The sequence below is a fragment of the Rhodococcus sp. W8901 genome (assembly GCF_013348805.1).
Classification (GTDB): domain Bacteria; phylum Actinomycetota; class Actinomycetes; order Mycobacteriales; family Mycobacteriaceae; genus Prescottella.
Genome location: NZ_CP054690.1, coordinates 4,695,230 through 4,713,730, shown reverse-complemented (window position 1 = coordinate 4,713,730; position 18,501 = coordinate 4,695,230). Strand labels below are relative to the sequence as shown.

Annotated in this window: 17 protein-coding genes; 8 read left to right on the top strand and 9 right to left on the bottom strand. The window is 68.6% G+C overall.

The annotated features are described in order from the left end of the window. Nucleotides 1–64 precede the first annotated feature (64 nt). Entirely contained in the window at nt 65–1,378 is a 1,314-nt protein-coding gene (locus tag HUN07_RS22050; protein ID WP_174912795.1) for a hypothetical protein, read from the bottom strand. 17 nt (nt 1,379–1,395) lie between these two features. Continuing rightward, nucleotides 1,396–3,582: an AAA family ATPase gene (locus HUN07_RS22045; protein WP_174912793.1), complete on the bottom strand. Its 2,187-nt coding sequence runs from the start codon at nt 3,580–3,582 to the stop codon at nt 1,396–1,398. A gap of 175 nt (nt 3,583–3,757) precedes the next feature. On the opposite strand from HUN07_RS22045, the gene HUN07_RS22040 reads away from it, so the two are divergent. Further along, complete coding sequence (locus HUN07_RS22040) at nt 3,758–4,627, top strand: endonuclease domain-containing protein (RefSeq protein WP_174912790.1); 870 nt, start codon at nt 3,758–3,760, stop codon at nt 4,625–4,627. Between the two features lie 76 nt (nt 4,628–4,703). Here HUN07_RS22040 and HUN07_RS22035 read toward each other — a convergent pair whose 3' ends face one another. The 3 genes from HUN07_RS22035 to HUN07_RS22025 form a co-directional block, all read right to left on the bottom strand. Then, complete coding sequence (locus HUN07_RS22035; protein ID WP_114718611.1) at nt 4,704–5,492, bottom strand: CDP-alcohol phosphatidyltransferase family protein; 789 nt, start codon at nt 5,490–5,492, stop codon at nt 4,704–4,706. Nucleotides 5,493–5,539: 47 nt separating this feature from the next. Further along, the gene (locus tag HUN07_RS22030; protein ID WP_174912785.1) at nt 5,540–6,253 is read right to left on the bottom strand and encodes a phosphatidylserine decarboxylase; all 714 of its coding nucleotides are present in this window, start codon (nt 6,251–6,253) and stop codon (nt 5,540–5,542) included. A 91-nt stretch (nt 6,254–6,344) separates the two neighbouring features. Next, a complete protein-coding gene (locus HUN07_RS22025) occupies nt 6,345–6,812 on the bottom strand; it encodes an SRPBCC family protein (protein ID WP_114718613.1) in 468 nt (155 codons plus the stop codon). A gap of 155 nt (nt 6,813–6,967) precedes the next feature. Here HUN07_RS22025 and HUN07_RS22020 point away from each other — a divergent pair, with 155 nt between their 5' ends. The 3 genes from HUN07_RS22020 to groL all read left to right on the top strand — a co-directional run bounded on the left by HUN07_RS22020 (nt 6,968) and on the right by groL (nt 10,285). Next, a complete protein-coding gene (locus tag HUN07_RS22020; protein ID WP_114718614.1) occupies nt 6,968–7,747 on the top strand; it encodes an HAD-IIA family hydrolase in 780 nt (259 codons plus the stop codon). 132 nt (nt 7,748–7,879) lie between these two features. Beyond that, nucleotides 7,880–8,401, top strand: coding sequence for a DUF6764 family protein (locus HUN07_RS22015; RefSeq protein ID WP_174912782.1), 522 nt, complete (start codon nt 7,880–7,882; stop codon nt 8,399–8,401). Between the two features lie 258 nt (nt 8,402–8,659). Then, nucleotides 8,660–10,285, top strand: coding sequence for a chaperonin GroEL (groL, locus tag HUN07_RS22010; protein ID WP_114718616.1), 1,626 nt, complete (start codon nt 8,660–8,662; stop codon nt 10,283–10,285). Between the two features lie 85 nt (nt 10,286–10,370). On the opposite strand, the gene HUN07_RS22005 is transcribed toward groL, so the two are convergent. Further along, nucleotides 10,371–10,571, bottom strand: a complete 201-nt coding sequence (locus tag HUN07_RS22005; RefSeq protein ID WP_174912779.1) for a PspC domain-containing protein — start codon at nt 10,569–10,571, stop codon at nt 10,371–10,373. Between the two features lie 79 nt (nt 10,572–10,650). After that, nucleotides 10,651–11,601 (bottom strand): TIGR03621 family F420-dependent LLM class oxidoreductase, encoded by a 951-nt coding sequence (locus HUN07_RS22000; protein WP_174912776.1) that lies wholly within the window; start codon nt 11,599–11,601, stop codon nt 10,651–10,653. A gap of 120 nt (nt 11,602–11,721) precedes the next feature. Here HUN07_RS22000 and HUN07_RS21995 point away from each other — a divergent pair, with 120 nt between their 5' ends. Next, nucleotides 11,722–12,534 carry an alpha/beta hydrolase family protein gene (locus tag HUN07_RS21995; RefSeq protein WP_114718952.1) on the top strand — a complete coding sequence of 271 codons (813 nt, stop codon included), beginning with the start codon at nt 11,722–11,724 and terminating at the stop codon, nt 12,532–12,534. A 126-nt stretch (nt 12,535–12,660) separates the two neighbouring features. Beyond that, entirely contained in the window at nt 12,661–12,804 is a 144-nt protein-coding gene (locus HUN07_RS21990; protein WP_174912773.1) for a hypothetical protein, read from the top strand. An 83-nt stretch (nt 12,805–12,887) separates the two neighbouring features. Here the strand turns inward: HUN07_RS21990 and HUN07_RS21985 are convergent, their stop codons facing one another. Continuing rightward, complete coding sequence (locus tag HUN07_RS21985; protein WP_174912770.1) at nt 12,888–13,940, bottom strand: alpha/beta hydrolase; 1,053 nt, start codon at nt 13,938–13,940, stop codon at nt 12,888–12,890. A 67-nt stretch (nt 13,941–14,007) separates the two neighbouring features. After that, on the bottom strand, nt 14,008–16,053 hold the full coding sequence (locus HUN07_RS21980; RefSeq protein WP_174912767.1) for a prolyl oligopeptidase family serine peptidase: 2,046 nt from the start codon (nt 16,051–16,053) through the stop codon (nt 14,008–14,010). Nucleotides 16,054–16,799: 746 nt separating this feature from the next. Here HUN07_RS21980 and HUN07_RS21975 point away from each other — a divergent pair. Both HUN07_RS21975 and lpdA read left to right on the top strand, forming a co-directional pair. Next, nucleotides 16,800–16,952 (top strand): hypothetical protein, encoded by a 153-nt coding sequence (locus HUN07_RS21975; RefSeq protein ID WP_174912764.1) that lies wholly within the window; start codon nt 16,800–16,802, stop codon nt 16,950–16,952. 142 nt (nt 16,953–17,094) lie between these two features. Continuing rightward, nucleotides 17,095–18,498, top strand: coding sequence for a dihydrolipoyl dehydrogenase (lpdA, locus tag HUN07_RS21970; RefSeq protein ID WP_174912762.1), 1,404 nt, complete (start codon nt 17,095–17,097; stop codon nt 18,496–18,498). Nucleotides 18,499–18,501: the final 3 nt, after the last annotated feature.

The following is an 18,501-nucleotide window of genomic DNA, read 5'->3' as shown; positions in this document are numbered from 1 at the left end:
CGGTGCAGGCCTTCGGGTGCCCACCCGGTCCGGCGGCGACCGCCTCGTGGACTGACGCGCGGCGTCATTCCGCTCGGGAGGCGGGACGGGTGCGCAGCCTGCGGATCGCGACGGCGCAGTAGAGCACGACGATCAGGAGCGCGACTCCGGCGAGGTGGCTGACGGGCGCGTAGGGCTCGACGGCTCCGAACAGGCCGCCCTCGGTGTGCGGGGGCCGTTCGTGCGTGCCGCTGTAGATCGCGATCGCGCCGTCGGACTGTGCGACGTACGTGAACACCAGCGACAGGAGCGGCACCGCGAGACCGAGCGATGCGAGGGCACCGTCGTCGGGCAGGGTCGAGCCGAGGGCGAGGCCGATGCCGAGTCCGAGAACCGCAAGTCGTGCCAGGAGCCAGGCGCGGCCGTCGCCGACGTCCGGATCGATCGCGGTCGAGAGCGGGATCAGCGCGAGCAGCGCGAACCCGAGTGGGGGCGACGAACGTCGCACCGCGACCGCCAACCCGCCGGCCACCGCTGCGACGCCGACCGAGACCATCAGCCACGGTTCGAGCGTGAACTGTCGAGCAATCTGCGGTGTGACCAGCGCGGCGGCCGCGGCCACCGCGGTCGCCGCGAGCAGGAACGGGCTGTCGACGCGTCGTGCCCAGAATTCGGTGAGGGCCGTCACCAGCACGAGGCAGACACCGATGAAGACCCACACCAGCAGTTCGGAGTTGGTGGTCTGACCGTCGATCCATGCCCCGAGCGTTCGGTGGGCGAACGCGAGGGTGGTGGCGGCGGCGATCGCCTGGATCATGATCCGGCCGGTCCCGGCGGTCGTTACGTGGGCCGTATCGATCACCACGCACACCGCGGCGAGGACGAGCGCCGGGATGAGCAACCACCAGAACGGCGGACCCAGTGTCGACACGCTGGGTTCATTGGTGGCGTGCGCGGTGTGTGCGACGACGAGTGTCGAGGCGACCGCGGTGGCGAGGACGAATCGTGCGAAGGGGCGCATCCACACTGCGGCGACGGCCGCACCGAGCAGCAGCCCAGCGGCTACGCACTTGGCGTAGTGCAGGGTCGTCACCTCGACCAACCCGCGTACGCCCGGGACCGCGATCCGGGCCGCGATCAGCGTGCTCGCTGCTACGACGGCCGCGGCCCAGGCCGGCCGCAGCGAATGCGCGCGTCGCAGGGCCACGTATGCCGGTACCGCGAGGGCCGCGCCGATCACGGATCCGGTGGGCAGGGCGTCGAGCCACCACTCCAGCTGGCGGCCGGTCACGTTGATCGTCCCGCGCCACTCGGGCGGGTTTGCGAGCACGAACGTGGCCAGGGTGCCCGCGAACCATGCGGCTACGGCGGGCACCCACACGCGGACGGTCGGGGCCACGCCTCGACGCTAGCCCCTCACCGGTTCTCCGCGTAGGCCTTGAGGTGCGCGACCTGATCGGGGTCCAGGGACGGCCGCACCTTCTCCCGCGCCGCCGCGACGTCGTCGGCGGTCACGTCGGCGGCATCGACACTGCGTCGCATGGCCGCGAGGGCGGCCTCGCGCAGTAGCGCCGCACAGTCGGCGGCCGAGTAGCCGTCGAGGTCCTGTGCCAGCGCGTCCAGGTCGACATCGTCCGCGAGCGGCACCGACTTGCCCGACGTCCGCAGAATCTCCTTGCGCGCGTCCGCGTCCGGCGGCGGCACGAACACCAGCCGCTCGAGCCGGCCGGGACGCAGCAGGGCGGGGTCGATCAGGTCGGGACGGTTGGTGGCACCGAGCACCACGACGTCGCGGAGCGGTTCGACGCCGTCGAGTTCGGTGAGCAGCGCGGCCACGACCCGGTCGGAGACACCCGAGTCGGAACTCTGCCCGCGGCGTGGGGCGAGGGCGTCCACCTCGTCGAGGAAGATCAGCGACGGCGCCGAATCGCGGGCGCGCTGGAACAATTCGCGCACCGCCTTCTCCGACGAGCCCACCCACTTGTCCATCAGCTCGGCGCCCTTGACGGCGTGAACGCTGAGTTGACCCGAACTGGCAAGGGCGCGAACGAGATACGTCTTGCCGCAGCCGGGCGGCCCGTACAGCAGGACGCCGCGCGGCGGGTCGACGCCCAGGCGTGCGAACGAATCCGGGTGCTGCAGCGGCCACAGCACCGCCTCGGTGAGGGCTTGCTTGGTCTCGACCATGTCGCCGACGTCGTCGAGGGTGACGCTGCCGATCGCGAGTTCCTCGGTGCCCGACCGCGACAGCGGCCGGATCACCTCGAGGGCGCCCACCAGGTCGTCCTGCGTCAGCCGGGGCTCGGCCTTGGCGCTGCTCGCCCGCGACGCCGCGCGCAGTGCCGCCTCCCGGCACAGGGCGGCCAGGTCCGCGACGACGAAACCTGGAGTGCGTGATGCTATCTCGGTGAGATCGAGATCGGCGGTGGGAACCTTGCGGAGCAGCAGTTCCAGCAGTTGCCGGCGCCCGGCACCGTCGGGCAGTGACAGCGACAGCTCGCGGTCGCACAGGTCCGGTCCGCGCAGTCGGTCGTCGAGGCTCTCGGGGTGTGCGGTGGTGGCGACGAACGCGACCGACTCGGTGTCGATGGCGCGGCGCAGTTGGTCGATGATCATCGTCGAGACCGGTTCGCGCACGGCGGGCAGCAGCGCATCGATGTCGGTGATGAGCAGCACGCCACCGGACCGGACGGCGTCGACTGCCGCCGTGACCTGCTGGAGCCGCGACTGCGCTTCGGCCGCACCAGCTCCCGGACCGTCGAGTTCCACGACCCGACGCGACGCCAGCACCGAGCGGGCCAACATCGACTTGCCGACCCCGGCCGGTCCGGTGACGAGGACCCCGAGGTGCGGTGAGGCGCCGAGGGTGTGGAGAAGTTCGGGCTCGTCGAGTGCGAGTCCCAGCCACTCGGTGAGCTTCGCGGCCTGGGCGTGGGCGCCCACCAGGTCCCCGACGGGGACCGTCGAGCCGGTTCGCGGTTCGGTGACGGTCGGCGCCGCGGTCGGCGTGCCCGAGACCGGCGCCGGTGTCGCGTCCGGCACCCCGGACCCCCAGCTCACCGCCGAATTCGGTTGCACGCTCACCGGTCCGCCCGACGGGTCGACGCCGGTGACCGTCAGCAGCTCCGACGTCCACGTCACCGCGAACGTGCGCGACAGCGCCTGTGTCGCCGACGCGGTGCTGGTGCCGGGGCCCAGGTCGCGCGGCAGCAGCGACACGGCGTCACCCACGGTGAGGACCTTGCCGAGCAGCGCCTGTCGCAGTGTGGTGTCGGAGACGGAATGCTGCGCCATCGAGGAACCGCTGACGGTGACCGTCCGTGCGCCGTACACCGTGACGGGGGTGACCACCACCGTCGCGTTCTCGCGTAGCCCGACGTTGGAGAGCGTGACGTCGTCGAGTAACGCGGTGCCGGTGGGTGTTCCGGCCGGTGCTCGTCCCGCGACCGCGGCCGTGCGCCGGGCCCCGACGAGGGCGATCGCGTCCCACTCCCGCAGCCCCAGCGCCGCGAGGGCCTCGGGGTGCAGTCGCACCACACCGCGTCGGGCGTCCGCGGCGGACGTGTTGAGTCGGACCGTGAGCGTCAGTTCGGGGGAGGTCACGTCTGCCAGCCTAGTGCGGCCCGACGCGTCCCCTCCCTCCCCGCGATTTGCGCACTTATCGGTGCCGTCGGGGCCCCGGGAACACCGATAAGTGCGCGAATCGCGGGACGGCGGTTGTGGATAAGTCGGTGCGAGGACGGATTCGGGCCCGGTCGGTCCGGCAGGGTGTCCGAACATGAGGAGACCGGAACTGCCCGAGGTGTTCCTGGGCGTGGACGCGGTCCGCGACGGGGCCCTGACGGCGATGGAGCTTCGCGGCCCGCGCGTGCGGCGGCTGTTTCGCGGCGTGTACTGCCCGAGCGTCGTCCGCGACAGCCACGAGCTCCGGTGCCGGGCGGCCGCGCTCACCGGGGAGGGGACGCTGGTGCTGACCGGACGGTCCGCGGCGGTCGTGCGGGGCGTGCCGCTCGCCTCGACGTCGGACCCGGTGGAGGTGATCGCGCTGCCGGGGCACCGTGTCAACCGGCGTCCGGGGCTGCAGGTGCGCCGCGTCGCCATCGATCCGTCCGACCACGAACCGTGGGATCGCATCGCGATCGCCCGGCCCGAGCGGATGACGTTCGACGTCCTCGCGACCGGTGCGCTGGTCCGCGCGGTGGCGGACGCGGACCGGATCCTGGGCGCCGGGATGACGTCCCGCACGGGCATGGAGCGCTACCTGGACGGCCGACGCGACCACGGCGTCGTCCGAGCGCGTGAGGCGCTGGCCCTCACCGACCCGCGCGCCGAGTCGCCCAAGGAATCGGAGTTGCGGGTCCGCCTGTGTCTGGCCGGTCTGACACCGACTCCGCAGGTGGAGATCCACGTAGACGGGCGGTTCGTCGCGCGTGTCGATCTCGGCTTCGAGGAGGAGCGGGTGGCCGTCGAGTACGACGGGCGCTGGCACGGCGAGAAGTTCGCCCTCGCTCGGGATCGCGACCGTCAGAACCGGCTGCGCGCGGCCGGATGGGAGATCGTGTTCGTCACCGCCGAGATGCTCGTGGATCCGGTCGCGGTCGTCGACCTCGTCGACGGCGCCCTGCGTCGTGCACGTCGGCGGCACTGACGGCCTACGTTTTGCGCACTTATCGGTCTTCCCGGGGCCTGCCCGAGACCGATAAGTGCGCAAAACGCGGAGGCGACTACCGCGGCCGGCGCAGGCCCAGGCGGGCGGCGGAGCGGCGGTTGCCGCCGGGGGCGCGGCGGATGGCGCGGCGCTCGGACGGCTTGATGTCCCAGGTTTCGGGGCGCGCGGCGACCCAGCGCTTGGACCGGACCGCGAAGGGGATGTGCACGAGGTAGACGGCGACGAGGACCATCAGCAGCATGTACGGGTAGGTGACCAGGGCGGCTGCGGCGAGGGCGACGAGCGCGAGCAGTCCGGCGGCCATGCGGCCCGGCACCGATACGGACTTCATCGCCAGGGTGGGGATGCGGCTGACGATCAGGGCCGCCGACAACAGGGTCCACACCGTGACGACACCGATCGACGACCACCAGCCGTCGCCCCACTGGATGTAGGCGGCGAGCGGGGTGAGGGCGATCAGCGCACCGGCCGGTGCGGGGACGCCGACGAAGAAGTCCTTCGTGTACGCGGGCACGGTGTCGTCGTCGAGCAGGGTGTTGAACCGTGCCAGGCGCAGCACGATGCTCACCGCGTACAGCAGCGCGATGATCCAGCCGAAGTTGTTGCCGTCGAGCAGTGTCACGTACAGCACCAGGGCGGGGGCGACGCCGAAGGAGATGGCGTCGGCCAGCGAGTCCAGTTCGGCGCCGATCTTGCTGGTGGCGTCGAGCATCCGGGCGATGCGTCCGTCGAGCGAGTCGAGGACGGCGGCCGCCCCGATCATCGCGAGCGCGGTGCCGAGTTCGCCGTCGAGCGCGAACTTGACCGCGGACAACCCGCTGCAGAGCGCGAGGATCGTGATCATGCTCGGCAGTAATCGGACCGCGTTCCGTCCGCTGGGGCGGGGCGGTCTCACGACAGTTGCGCGAGGACGGTCTCGGCGCCCACGGTGCGCTGGCCGCGCTCGACGAGCAGCGTGGTGCCGGCCGGGAAGTACGTGTCGACCCGCGAACCGAAACGGATGAGTCCGTACGTGTCGCCGATGGTGAGCTTGTCGCCTTCCTTGGCGTCGCACACGATGCGGCGGGCGAGCAGGCCGGCGATCTGCACGACGGCGACGTCGTGGCCGTCGGCGGTCTCGAGGAGCATGCTGTTGCGCTCGTTGACCTCGCTGGCGTCGGCCAGGTCCGCGGACAGGAACTGTCCGCGCTGGTGGACGACCTTCTTCACGAGTCCGGCGACGGGCGTGCGCTGGACGTGGACGTCGAGCACCGACAGGAAGATGCTGACGCGGGGCAGCGGCTGGTCACCCATGCCGAGTTCGGCGGGCGGAACCGCGCTGTCGACGAGCGCGACCTCACCGTCGGCGGGGGCGACGACGACACCGGGCCGGTTGGGCGGCACTCGGTGCGGGTGACGGAAGAACGTGGCGCACGCTGCCGCGGAGGCGAGGCCGGCGCGGCGCACCCACTTGCGGTTGCGCCCCACCGCTGCGACCGCGAGCGGGGCGAGCACGAACGGCAGGCCGGCGGGGTGCAGCGGCGGGACGGCAGCCTTGACGAGGCCGATGACGTGGCCGACGCCGGTGGGCTGGGGGGTACCAGGGGGTGTCGGTCGACGTGCCACGAGCTCCTCTTACCTGTTCGGGTGATGCGGCGTTCGCCGCACGTGCTGGTACAGGCTACGTGAGTGCCGCGAACCGGTGGGTCGCGATGTGCTAGCGGGGCCCGACGGCGATTGCCTCGGCCTCGCTCTTGATGCGCGCGAGCGTGGTGTTCATGCCGACGATCATGTCGGCCTCGAAGGCCTCCGCGCCGCCGAGGACGGTCTTGATCAGGAACTGCGACAGCTGGCTCGTGCCGGTGGGGGCTTCGCGGCGCTCGACGACGCGGGTGCCGGTCTCGGTGGCCTCGAGGGTGTACGACCAGATGGTGCGGTTCTCGGCGATCCGGAACGCGATGGCCTTGTTGGGCTCGAACCGGATGACCTTGGCGGTGGTGGGCCACACCAGGAAGCCCTTGCGGTTGAGGTTGAACGTCTTGGTGCCCTCGCGGACCTCGCCGGAGACGCGCATCTTGCGGCACTGCGGGCTCCACTCGCCCATGCGCTTCAGGTCGGAGACGATCGTCCACACGTCCTGCGGGGTGGCGGCGATCTCGATGGTTGCTTCGAGGGTGTTCGTCACGGTCCGGCTCTCCAGTTCGAATTAGGTGGTACAGGAGGTCACGCGTACCCGTGGATCCTAGGCCCTGACACCGGCGGTGTGTGCGGCAGGTCACTCACGGGCCTGGATTTCGCATCCCCGGCGCGGCCCGGCGCTCGGCCGATACCCTCGAATCCATGAGCCGTGTCGAGGGCGTTCTGTTCGACATCGACGGTGTGCTCGTCACCTCGTGGCAACCGGTGCCCGGTGCCGTCGAGGCGCTCGACGAGCTGCGTCGCCGCGGAGGTGTTCGTGCCTTCCTCACGAACACCACATCGAGGACGTGCGACGAGATCGCATCCGAGCTCGCGACCGCGGGGTTCGACGTGCGGCCCGACGAGATCGTGACCGCGGTCCGGCTCACGACGGAGTACCTGCGGTCGACCTATCCGGGTGCCCGCGTGATGCTGCTCAATCACGGCGACATCCGTGCCGACATGGAAGGCGTCGAGTTCGACGACGTCGATCCCGAGGTGATCGTCCTCGGCGGGGCCGGAGCCGAATTCACGCACGAGGCCCTCAGTCGGGTGCTGGACTTCATGGTCGCGGGCGTGCCGGTCGTGGCGATGCATCGCGCGCTGATGTGGTCGGAGTCCGACGGCCTGCGGCTGGACACGGGCGCGTATCTGCCGGGGCTGGAGGAGGCGTCGGGCTCGCGGATCGTGGCGGTCGGCAAGCCGTCGCTCACGGGCTTCCTCACCGCGGCGGAACTGATGGGTGCGGATCCGGCGGCGACGGTGATGGTCGGTGACGACTTCCGCGGCGACGTGCTGCCGGCGCAGCGGGTGGGCATGGCGGGGGTGTTGGTGCGGACGGGGAAGTTTCGGCAGCCGGTCCTCGATCTGGCGGTCGATCGGCCCGACCATGTGATCGATTCGGTGGCCGATCTGCCGGCGCTGCTGACCGAATTCGGGTGACGCGCCGACCTACTTCGGTTCGCTATCGAAATCCCTGGCATCCGGGACGTGAACGGGTACTGTCTCGGGCACGCCCGGCGGCACTCCCGGAGCCTGCCCGGCGCTCCCTTTTCCGTTCGTGAAGGAGTCTCGATGTCGACCGTTTCCCGCCTGCGTGCAATTTCCGATCTCGGTCGCCGGATGACCCGGTCTGCGGTGATCGCTGCAGCGGGAATCGGTGTGGCAGCGGGTGTTTCGATGATCGGCGCGGGTACGGCTGCGGCGGCGCCGGTGGCATGCCTGTCGCCGGGCACGCCCAACGACATCCAGGTCTCGGACTACGCGAGCTGTGGCGCCCAGGCGTTCGAGCAGGGCGTGGCCCGCTCCGCCGCGATGGACAGCGGCACGGCGGTCTCCGTCGCGCAGGACCTCGGTTCGTCGAACAGCCTCGCGACCGGTTTCGGCACCGCGCTCAGCGCCTCGCGCGGCAACGGTCAGTCGCTTGCGCTGGCGATCGGCGGCGGCATCGCGCACTCGTGGGCCGACGACGGCTACGCGACCTTCGCGGTCGCCGGTTGGGGCTCGGGCGCGACGGCCGAACAGGGCGGCGTCAACTGCGTCGGACCGCTGTCGTTCGCGTGGAATCTGAAGACCGGCCAGACCTGCCTGGGGTAGACGCGACGCAGGGGTGACGGGCGGGTGGTGTTCGCCGTCGGCGGAGACCTCCCCGCGACGTTGCACTCACCCCCCTCGAGTGCTAAGAATGCACTTGGCACTCGCGACTCGTGAGTGCCAGGTCGGGACGGTGAGACCGGGAACCTAGACACCCCTGGTCGTCCGTCGCGGGCACCGAGCCTGGCCGGAAGCGTAAATAGGGCGATCCGACGAGCGATCGTCCTGTGTGTCACCCCCAATCCGGAGGATCACTTCGCAATGGCCAAGATCATCGCGTTCGACGAAGAGGCACGTCGCGGCCTCGAGCGTGGCCTGAACAGCCTCGCTGACGCCGTCAAGGTGACGCTGGGACCCAAGGGTCGCAACGTCGTGCTCGAGAAGAAGTGGGGCGCCCCCACGATCACCAACGACGGTGTTTCCATCGCCAAGGAGATCGAGCTCGAGGACCCCTACGAGAAGATCGGCGCCGAGCTGGTCAAGGAGGTCGCCAAGAAGACCGACGACGTCGCTGGCGACGGCACCACCACCGCCACCGTCCTCGCTCAGGCGCTCGTCCGTGAGGGTCTGCGCAACGTCGCTGCCGGCGCCAACCCGCTGGGTCTGAAGCGCGGCATCGAGAAGGCCGTCGAGGCCGTCACCGCCAAGCTGCTCGACACCGCCAAGGAGGTCGAGACCAAGGAGCAGATCGCTGCCACCGCCGGTATCTCGGCTGGCGACTCCACCATCGGTGAGCTCATCGCCGAGGCCATGGACAAGGTCGGCAAGGAAGGCGTCATCACCGTCGAGGAGTCCAACTCCTTCGGCCTGCAGCTCGAGCTCACCGAGGGTATGCGCTTCGACAAGGGCTACATCTCGCTGTACTTCGCGACCGACGCCGAGCGTCAGGAAGCGGTCCTCGAGGATCCGTACATCCTGCTGGTCAGCTCCAAGATCTCCACGGTCAAGGACCTGCTGCCGCTGCTGGAGAAGGTCATCCAGGCCGGTAAGCCGCTGCTGATCATCGCCGAGGACGTCGAGGGCGAGGCCCTCTCGACCCTGGTCGTCAACAAGATCCGCGGCACCTTCAAGTCCGTCGCCGTCAAGGCTCCGGGCTTCGGTGACCGCCGCAAGGCGCAGCTCGCCGACATCGCCATCCTCACCGGTGGCGAGGTCGTCAGCGAAGAGGTCGGCCTGTCCCTGGAGACCGCCGGCATCGAGCTGCTGGGCCGCGCCCGCAAGGTCGTCGTCACCAAGGACGAGACCACCATCGTCGAGGGTGCCGGCGACGCCGACGCCATCGCCGGTCGCGTCAACCAGATCCGCGCCGAGATCGAGGCGTCGGATTCGGATTACGACCGCGAGAAGCTGCAGGAGCGCCTGGCCAAGCTGGCCGGTGGCGTTGCTGTCATCAAGGCCGGCGCTGCGACCGAGGTCGAGCTCAAGGAGCGCAAGCACCGCATCGAGGACGCCGTCCGCAACGCGAAGGCTGCCGTCGAGGAGGGCATCGTCGCCGGTGGTGGCGTGGCTCTGCTGCAGTCCGCTCCGGTCCTGGACGACCTGAAGCTGGAGGGCGACGAGGCCACCGGTGCCAACATCGTCAAGGTTGCCCTCGAGGCTCCGCTCAAGCAGATCGCGTTCAACGCCGGCCTCGAGCCCGGCGTCGTCGCGGAGAAGGTCCGCAACCTGCCCGCCGGCAGCGGCCTGAACGCCGCCACCGGTGAGTACGAGGACCTGCTCGCTGCGGGCATCAACGACCCGGTCAAGGTCACCCGCTCGGCGCTGCAGAACGCTGCGTCGATCGCGGCTCTGTTCCTGACCACCGAGGCTGTCGTCGCCGACAAGCCGGAGAAGGCCGCTGCTCCCATGGGCGACCCGACCGGTGGCATGGGCGGCATGGACTTCTGATCTGACGATCGGAAAGCCTGAGCTCAGGTAAGACGAAGAAGCCCGGGACACCTTCACGGTGTCCCGGGCTTCTCGCATTTCTCGATCACTCGCCCGGCATGAGCATCCACGCCGCGAGGTAGATCAGGGCGACGGTGCCGAACGAGATGAACGCGCCGACGACGGCGGCAACGCGAACGAGGTTGACGTCGATGCCGAAGTACTCGGCAACGCCGCCGCACACGCCGGAGAGCATGCGCTGGCTGCTGGAACGGACGAACTGTCGGGGCGAGTCGCTGTAGGTCATGACATCGAGTCTGGTTCGCGCAGGCGCCGGAAACCATCGGGATTCCCCCGGATCTGCACCCTGATCTTTGCTCTCGGGGTCACCCCCGGTGGGCCCGGATCGCGGCGATGACCGGTGCGAACGTGTCGGCGTGGGGTTCGTGGACGGTGAAGTGGTTGAAGCCGTAGCGGTCGCGGTTCGCCGCGACCTGCCGGGCCATCTCGTCGACGGTCCCCAGCAGGACGAAGGGCGTCTCGAGGATGTCCTCCACCGCCATGACGTCCCCGAACCTCCGGGCGAGTTCGGCTGCGGCCGAGGCCCGGTCGTCGGTCTCGATCACCACCTGCACCAGGATCTGCCATTCGATCCGGGCAGCCCGGTCGCCGGCGCATCCACGCGCGTAGCGGACGCGCTCGTCGGTCTCGGCGGCGGTCGCGATCCGGAACGTGCCGGGTGGTTGCCCGGCGATCTGGAAGGCCCCGGCGACCCCGACGACGTCGGCCTGCTGCGCCGCCAGACGCAGGACACGATCGCCGGTACCTCCGACGATCAGCGGTGGCCCGGAGCCGTCGAATCCGCGGCGCTGCACGGGCCGCAGCACGGGCATGCCGAAGTTCGCCCGCATCGCGGCCTGCTGCTCGAAGCCGTCGGACCGGAACCGGCGACGCAGTTCCTCGACCGTGCCGGCCAGCCGTTCGGTGCGGACTCCGAACGGCTCCCACGCGATGCCGGCCTCGTCGAACTCCCACTTCATGTGCCCGGCCCCGAGCCCCACCTCGAGCCGGCCACCGGTGAGGATGTCGGTGGTCGCGATCTCGCGTGCGAGCAACGTGGGATTCCAGAAGCCGACATTGAGCACGAGGGTGCCCACCCGGAGCCGGTCGGTGGCGGCAGCGGCGGCGACCAGGAGCGGGAACGGTGACGGCGCCCCCAGATGGTCCGCGGCGAAGATGGCGTCGTAGCCGTTGTGCTCGGCGCGCCGGCACGTGGCCACGAACTCGTCCCGTGAAGCGATGCCGAAGACGTTGTGCGAAAACCGAAACCCGGTCATCTCGTCAGGATGCCAGCGCGCAGTCGTTCGCGGGCCGGACCCGCGGGAGATCCGTTTGCCGGGCCCCGCGGGCCGAGGGGGCATAGGCTCGGACTCGTGGCGGAGACCGTGCCGATCCAGATGCCCGACGGGACGACGACGCCGGTGCGGCTGTTTCCCGGACCGGAGGGTGCGCCGGTGGTGGTGATCGTGCCGGGTCTCGGCATTCCCGGCGCGTTCTACGACCGGTTTGCGAATTCTCTGGTGGAGCAGGGCTTCTGCGCCGCGACGTGCGAGCTGCGGGGCCAGGGCGACAGTCGGCCGCGGCCGAGCGCGTCGAGCACGTTCGGTTACCAGGAATTGGTGGCGGTCGATCTGCCGGCGATGTTCGAGGTGGTGCGCGAGCGGTTCGACGAGAGCACGCCGTTCCTGTTGGGCCACAGCATGGGCGGGCAGCTCGGGGTGATGTATGCGGCGCGGATACGGGGACGCCTCGGCGGGCTGATCCTCGTGGCGTCCGGTTCGCCCTACTATCGGGGATTTCCCGGAACCCGGTCGCCGGGTGTGCTGCTGGGGTCGACGGCCATGTCCCTCACCGCGAGCGTGGCCGGGTTCTGGCCCGGCGACCGCTTGGACGTCGGGGGGTTCGGGCGGCAGTCGCGGGTGCTGATCTCGGACTGGTCACGCTTCGCGCGCACCGGACGAATCGAACCGTCAGGGTCGGATATCGACTACGAGGAACGTATCGGACGATTGAAGCTGCCGGTGCTGTCCATTTCGATCGAGGGTGACGAACTGGCGCCGCGCAGTTCCTCGAAGAACCTGTTGGACAAACTGTCCGGCTCCGACGTCACGACCTGGCACCAGCCGGAAGAACTGGGACATAACGGGTGGATTCGGACGCCGGACAGCACTTCCGAGCGGATCGCGCGGTGGATTCGGGATCACTCTTGATTTCACCCTCATATTTCATCCCGGGTATGTGTCAATGTGGTGCTGTTGCCGTGTCCCGACCGTTATATTGACCGCAGCGCTTTCGCTCCGGGGGCGCCACACCACAAGAACCGCAGGGAGTTTTCCATGGGCTCGACTGAGATCCTCACCGTCCTCAATGCCGTCACCTCGATCGTGAAGGCTCTGAACTCGCTCGGCACGGCCAGCTCCTCTGGCACCGGCGCCTCCGGCTCGCTCGACACCGCCTCGCTCAGCTCGCTCAGCGCCTGAGTTTCGCTCTCGAACGTCGAGAAGGCGGCGACGGTGCATACGCACCGTCGCCGCCTTCTTCGTGTTCGGAGTGTCGCGGCGGCTCAGACCCCGAGCGAGGCTGCGAGCGTCGGCCACGACTTGGGTAGTTCGTCGCGCCAGTACGCCCAGGTGTGGACTCCCACCGGGTTGTAGACGAAGGTGGCCGGGATCCCGAGGGAACGCAGCCGGTCGTCGAGTTGGTGGGTACAGAAGTTGGTGACCGCCTCGATCGGTCCGCCCTGTGTGACGAGCGGGATCAGGTCGGGGTTGCCCAGGTTCTCGTTGGGGCCGGGCAGCCCGGTGGCCGTCGAGACGTACATCGTGGTGCCACGCAGCTTCTCGGCATTGATGACGACGTCGTGCTCGGCCCACTTCGGATCGGTGAACGGGCCCCACATGTTCGTGATGTCGCCGCCGTAGCTGGAGACGACGAGCCTCATCTGGGTCTGGCCGAGATCACCGGTGGTCTCGTAGCAACCGCTGTAGGCGGCCACTCCGCGGTACAGGCCGGGCGACCGCATCGCGAGCATCATCGCGGACTGCGCACCCATCGACAGTCCGGCGATGGACTGGATGCCGTTGCCGTCGAACCGATCGTCGATCAGTGGGGGAAGTTCCTCGGTCAGGAACGTCTCCCACTTGTAGTTGCCGAGGGCGGGGTCGGGCTGGTCCCAGTCGGTGAAGTAGCTGGCGCGGCCGCCGGTGGTCAGGACGACGTTCACCGGCTTGTCCTCGAAGAACTCGACCGCGTTGCCCTGTGTGGTCCAGTTGCTCGTTCCGGGTGCGGCGGACCGTCCGTCGAGCATGTACAGGGTGGGCCGGGACGCGGAGGTATCGCGGGGCAACAGCACCTGCACCTCCTGCTCGGACTGCATCGCCGGGGAGTACACGAACACCCGCACCCAGCGATCGGTGATGTTCTCGATGCGGGTGATGTAGGCGCCGTCGGACCGATCGGCGGACGCTGGATCCGTCTGCGCCGCAGCCGGATTCGGAATGCCTCCGGCCGTCGCGGTCGGCGCGACGCCCAGCAGTGCGCCCACGACCGTGGCGGTGACGAGGGCCCCTGCTCCCAGTTGCCGCAGCGACGGGCGTGTGATCGCGTCGGATCTCATGTGGCAGCTCACTTCCGGTTGTTCGATTCCGGGCGCATGGTAGCCGAGGAAGGGAAACGTTCGGAGGTCATCGGGCAAGCCTGTCCCACAGGAACGTGTACGTGAGGGCCGACTTGAATGCGGCCTGCGCGTTGTCGGCGGCGCCGCCGTGTCCGCCCTCGATGTTCTCGTAGTAGTGGACGTCGTGGCCCTCCGCCTCGAGTCGGGCCGTCATCTTGCGGGCGTGCCCGGGATGGACGCGATCGTCGCGGGTGGAGGTGGCGATGAGGATCGGCGGGTACGACCGGTCGGCCTCGGTGTTCTGGTACGGCGAGTACTCGGAGATGAAGGCCCAGTCGTCCGGGTTGTCGGGGTCGCCGTACTCGGCCATCCACGACGCGCCCGCGAGCAGCAGGTGGTAGCGCTTCATGTCCAGCAACGGCACCTGACAGACGATGGCGCCGAACAGCTCCGGGTACTTGGTGAGCATGATGCCCATCAGTAGTCCGCCGTTGCTGCCGCCCTGCGCGCCGAGCCGGTCGGCGGTGGTGATGCCCCGAGCGACGAGGTCGCGGGCCACCGCGGCGAAGTCCTCGTGCACCTTGTGCCGGCCGTCGCGCACCGCCTGGGTGTGCCACTGCGGGCCGTACTCGCCGCCGCCTCGGATGTTCGCGACCACGTATGTCCCACCGCGCTGGAGCCACGCGGTGCCGTTGATGCCGCTGTAGCCGGGTGTCATGGAGTTCTCGAAGCCGCCGTAGCCGTACAGCAGTGTCGGGCCGGCGGGCGTCCCGTCGCGGCGCACCACGAAGTAGGGGATGCGGGTGCCGTCGGCGGACTCGGCGAAGTGCTGCGCGACAGTCAGTCCGGTGGGATCGAAGAACGCGGGCGCCGACTTGAGGGCCTCGAGCGGGCTGCCGACGGTGCCGGAGAACAGGGTGGCAGGGGTGAGATAGCCGCTGGAGTTGAGGAAGAAGTCGTCACTCTCGCGCGGGTCGGTGTCGATGATCTCAGTGGACGTGAGCTCTGGGAGACCTTCGAGCGGGGTGTTCACCCAACCGCTCTCGCCCGGGGTGAGCACGTACACGTGCGACTGGACGTCGGAGAGCGTCACCATCAGCAGGTGGTGCCGCGTCCATGCGTACTGCTCGAGCGACGTGTGGTCGTCGGGCAGGAACAGCGTGGTGAGCTCACGCGAGCCGGCGAGATAGTCGTCGTACTTCGCGGCCAGTAGTGCGCCGGCCGGGTAGGTGACATCGCCGACGGTCCACTCGGAGCGGGTACGGATCAGCAGCCACTCCCGGTACGCCGAGATCCGCGCGTCCTCGGGGGTGTCGATGCGGACGAGGGTGTCGTCGCCGCGCACCTGGAAGCGCTGCGACGTGTAGAAGTCGATCGCCCGCTCGACGAAGCTGCGCTCGAATCCCGGCGTGCTGTCGTGCCACGCGGAGATCGCGACGTCGGACTGCTCACCCTCGAAGATCGTGACGGCGTCGGCCAGGGGGGTGCCGCGGTGCCACCGCTTCGCGAGGCGGGGGTAGCCGGAATCGGTGAGGGTTCTGTCACCGAAGTCGGTTCCGACGTAGACGCGCTCGGCGTCGATCCACCCGATGTCGGTCTTGGCCTCCTCCACCCGGAATCCGTCGGCGGTGTCGTCGAAGGCGAGGGTGGTGAGGTCGAATTCGCGGACGACGACGGCGTCGGCGCCGCCGCGGGACAGACTGATCAGTGCCAGGTTCTGTTCGGGCCGCAGCACCTGCGCACCGGACCACACCCAGTTCTCACCCTCTCGCGCGGCGAGTTCGTCGACATCGACGAGGATCTCCCATTCCGTTGTGTCGCTGCGGTATCGGTCCATCGTCGTGCGGCGCCACAGGCCACGGACGTGTTCGGCGTCGCGCCAGAAGTTGTAGAGGTACTCGCCGCGTCGGCGGGAATACGGAATGCGCGCATCGGTGTCGAGAATTGATCGAATGTTTGATTCAAGTTGCTCGAATTCGGTGGTGCCGGAGAATTCGGCGACGGTCTTGTCGTTGTGTTCGCGGACCCACGAGAGTGCGTCGTCGCCGGTGACGTCCTCGAGCCACAGGTTTGGGTCGTCGGCCGGCTCGGGCGTGGAAGGGGAGTGCGTCATGGGTCCATTGTGATCGGTACTGCGACGTGCTCTGCGCGACGACGAGCGGTCGCTCCCGAAGTGCCTGCCAGCGGCCTTGTCGGTGGACCGGTGGCGGGTCGGACGGCGGCTCGGAGCTGATCGGATTACGACGTGACCGCAGCTGGCGGACGTCCTGGACCTGGCACGCCCGGGGGGTGACCGGGGGGGTGAATTTTCAGACATCCTGGACGGCTGACCAGATGAGGTAACGAAAACGCGTACAGAACGATGCCTCCTAGTTTATCTTTCGATCACGGTCGAATAAAAGCGATCGTCTTCCCGGCCAGACGCCAGGAGGGGCGGCACACCACGGCCGCGCCGCCGACGGAGTCGCAATGGGCGGGTTGTCTTGGGAGTTCGAAGGTCCGGGGTAGCGGGGTCCCCCGGCGCCGGCGAAGTCCCAACCCCGATCTGAACAAGATCACGCACCAATCACAATGCAAGACACAAACTCCCTCGAAAGGCACTGAGAATGAACCTCGAGCAGATCATCGCCCTGATCACCGGCTTCATCGGCAACGTTGTGAACGCCGGCTCGGTCACCGACATCAGCTAGTTCGTCGCACTAGCTGTCACACAACCACCACGAAAGTAAGGAAACAGAATGAACCTCGAGCAGATCCTCTCCGCCATCACCCTCTTCATCGGCAACATCGTGAACTTCGGTTCGGTCACCAACCTCAGCTGACGCTGAAGTTCCGAGAGAACCAAGAAAGGCGACTGCAATGAATCTGGACGCAATCGACCTCGGCTCGCTGGCCGGGGCGGCCACGGGTTCCATGTCGGGCCTGCTCGACGTTCTCCTGAGCCTCAGCCGGGGCAGTGTCTTCGGCGGAAGCACCATCGGGGACCTCGGGAGCGCTATCTCGTTCAGCTGAGCATTCGCATCTTCGACCCCAGTCGCCACCGGCGGCTGGGGTCGCAGGTGTGTTCGGGGTCATCCCCCGCAGATAGTGAACTTACTTCGGAGTAAGCACCATTCCGGGACACGGATTCGGGGCGGGACTAGGCTAGGGCCTCGTGACCTCACACTATGACGTCGTTGTCCTCGGAGCCGGTCCCGGTGGGTACGTCGCTGCTATCCGCGCGGCACAACTGGGCCTCAAGACCGCCATCATCGAAGAGAAGTACTGGGGCGGTGTCTGCCTGAACGTGGGCTGCATCCCGTCCAAGGCGCTCCTCCGCAACGCGGAGCTGGCACACATCTTCCATAACGATGCCAAGACCTTCGGCATCTCGGGAGACGTGACCTTCGACTTCGGCGCTGCGTTCGACCGCAGCCGCCAGGTCGCGGACGGCCGCGTCAAGGGCGTTCACTTCCTGATGAAGAAGAACAAGATCACCGAGTACGAGGGTCGCGGCAGCTTCACCGACGCCAAGACCATCGTGGTGAGCAAGGCCGACGGGTCCACCGACACCGTCACCTTCGACAACGTCATCATCGCCACCGGCACCAAGACCCGGCTGCTGCCGGGCACCTCGCTCAGCGAGAACGTCGTCACCTACGAAGAGCAGATCCTCACCAAGGACCTGCCGGGCTCGATCCTCATCGTCGGTGCCGGCGCCATCGGCATGGAGTTCGCCTACGTCCTGCACAACTACGGCGTCAAGGTGACCATCGTCGAGTTCCTCGACCGGGCCCTGCCCAACGAGGACGAGGACGTCTCCAAGGAGATCGCCAAGCGCTACAAGAAGTACGGGATCGACATCAAGACCTCCACCGGGGTCCAGACGATCACCGACAACGGCGCTGCCGGCGTCACCGTCACCATGGCCAAGAACGGCAGCGACCAGGTCGAGACCGTCGTCGTCGACAAGGTCCTGCAGGCCATCGGCTTCGCCCCGCAGATCGAGGGCTTCGGCCTCGAGAACACCGGCGTCCAGCTCGAGCGCGGTGCCATCGCGATCGACGAGCGCATGCGCACCAACGTCCCCGGCGTCTACGCCATCGGTGACGTCACCGCCAAGCTGCAGCTCGCGCACGTCGCCGAGGCGCAGGGCGTCGTCGCCGCCGAGACCATCGGCAACGCCGAGACGATGGAGCTGGGCGACTACCGGATGATGCCGCGCGCCACGTTCTGCCAGCCGCAGGTCGCCAGCTTCGGTCTCACCGAGGCGCAGGCCAAGGCTGAGGGCTACGACGTCAAGGTCGCCACCTTCCCGTTCACCGCGAACGGCAAGGCGCACGGCCTGGCCGATCCCAACGGCTTCGTCAAGCTGATCGCCGACAAGAAGTACGGCGAGCTGCTGGGCGGCCACCTCATCGGCCCCGACGTCTCCGAGCTGCTGCCCGAGCTGACCCTGGCCCAGAAGTGGGACCTCACGGTCAACGAGCTCGCGCGCAACGTGCACACGCACCCCACGCTCAGCGAGGCGCTGCAGGAGGCCATCCACGGCCTCGCCGGCCACATGATCAACTTCTGACGG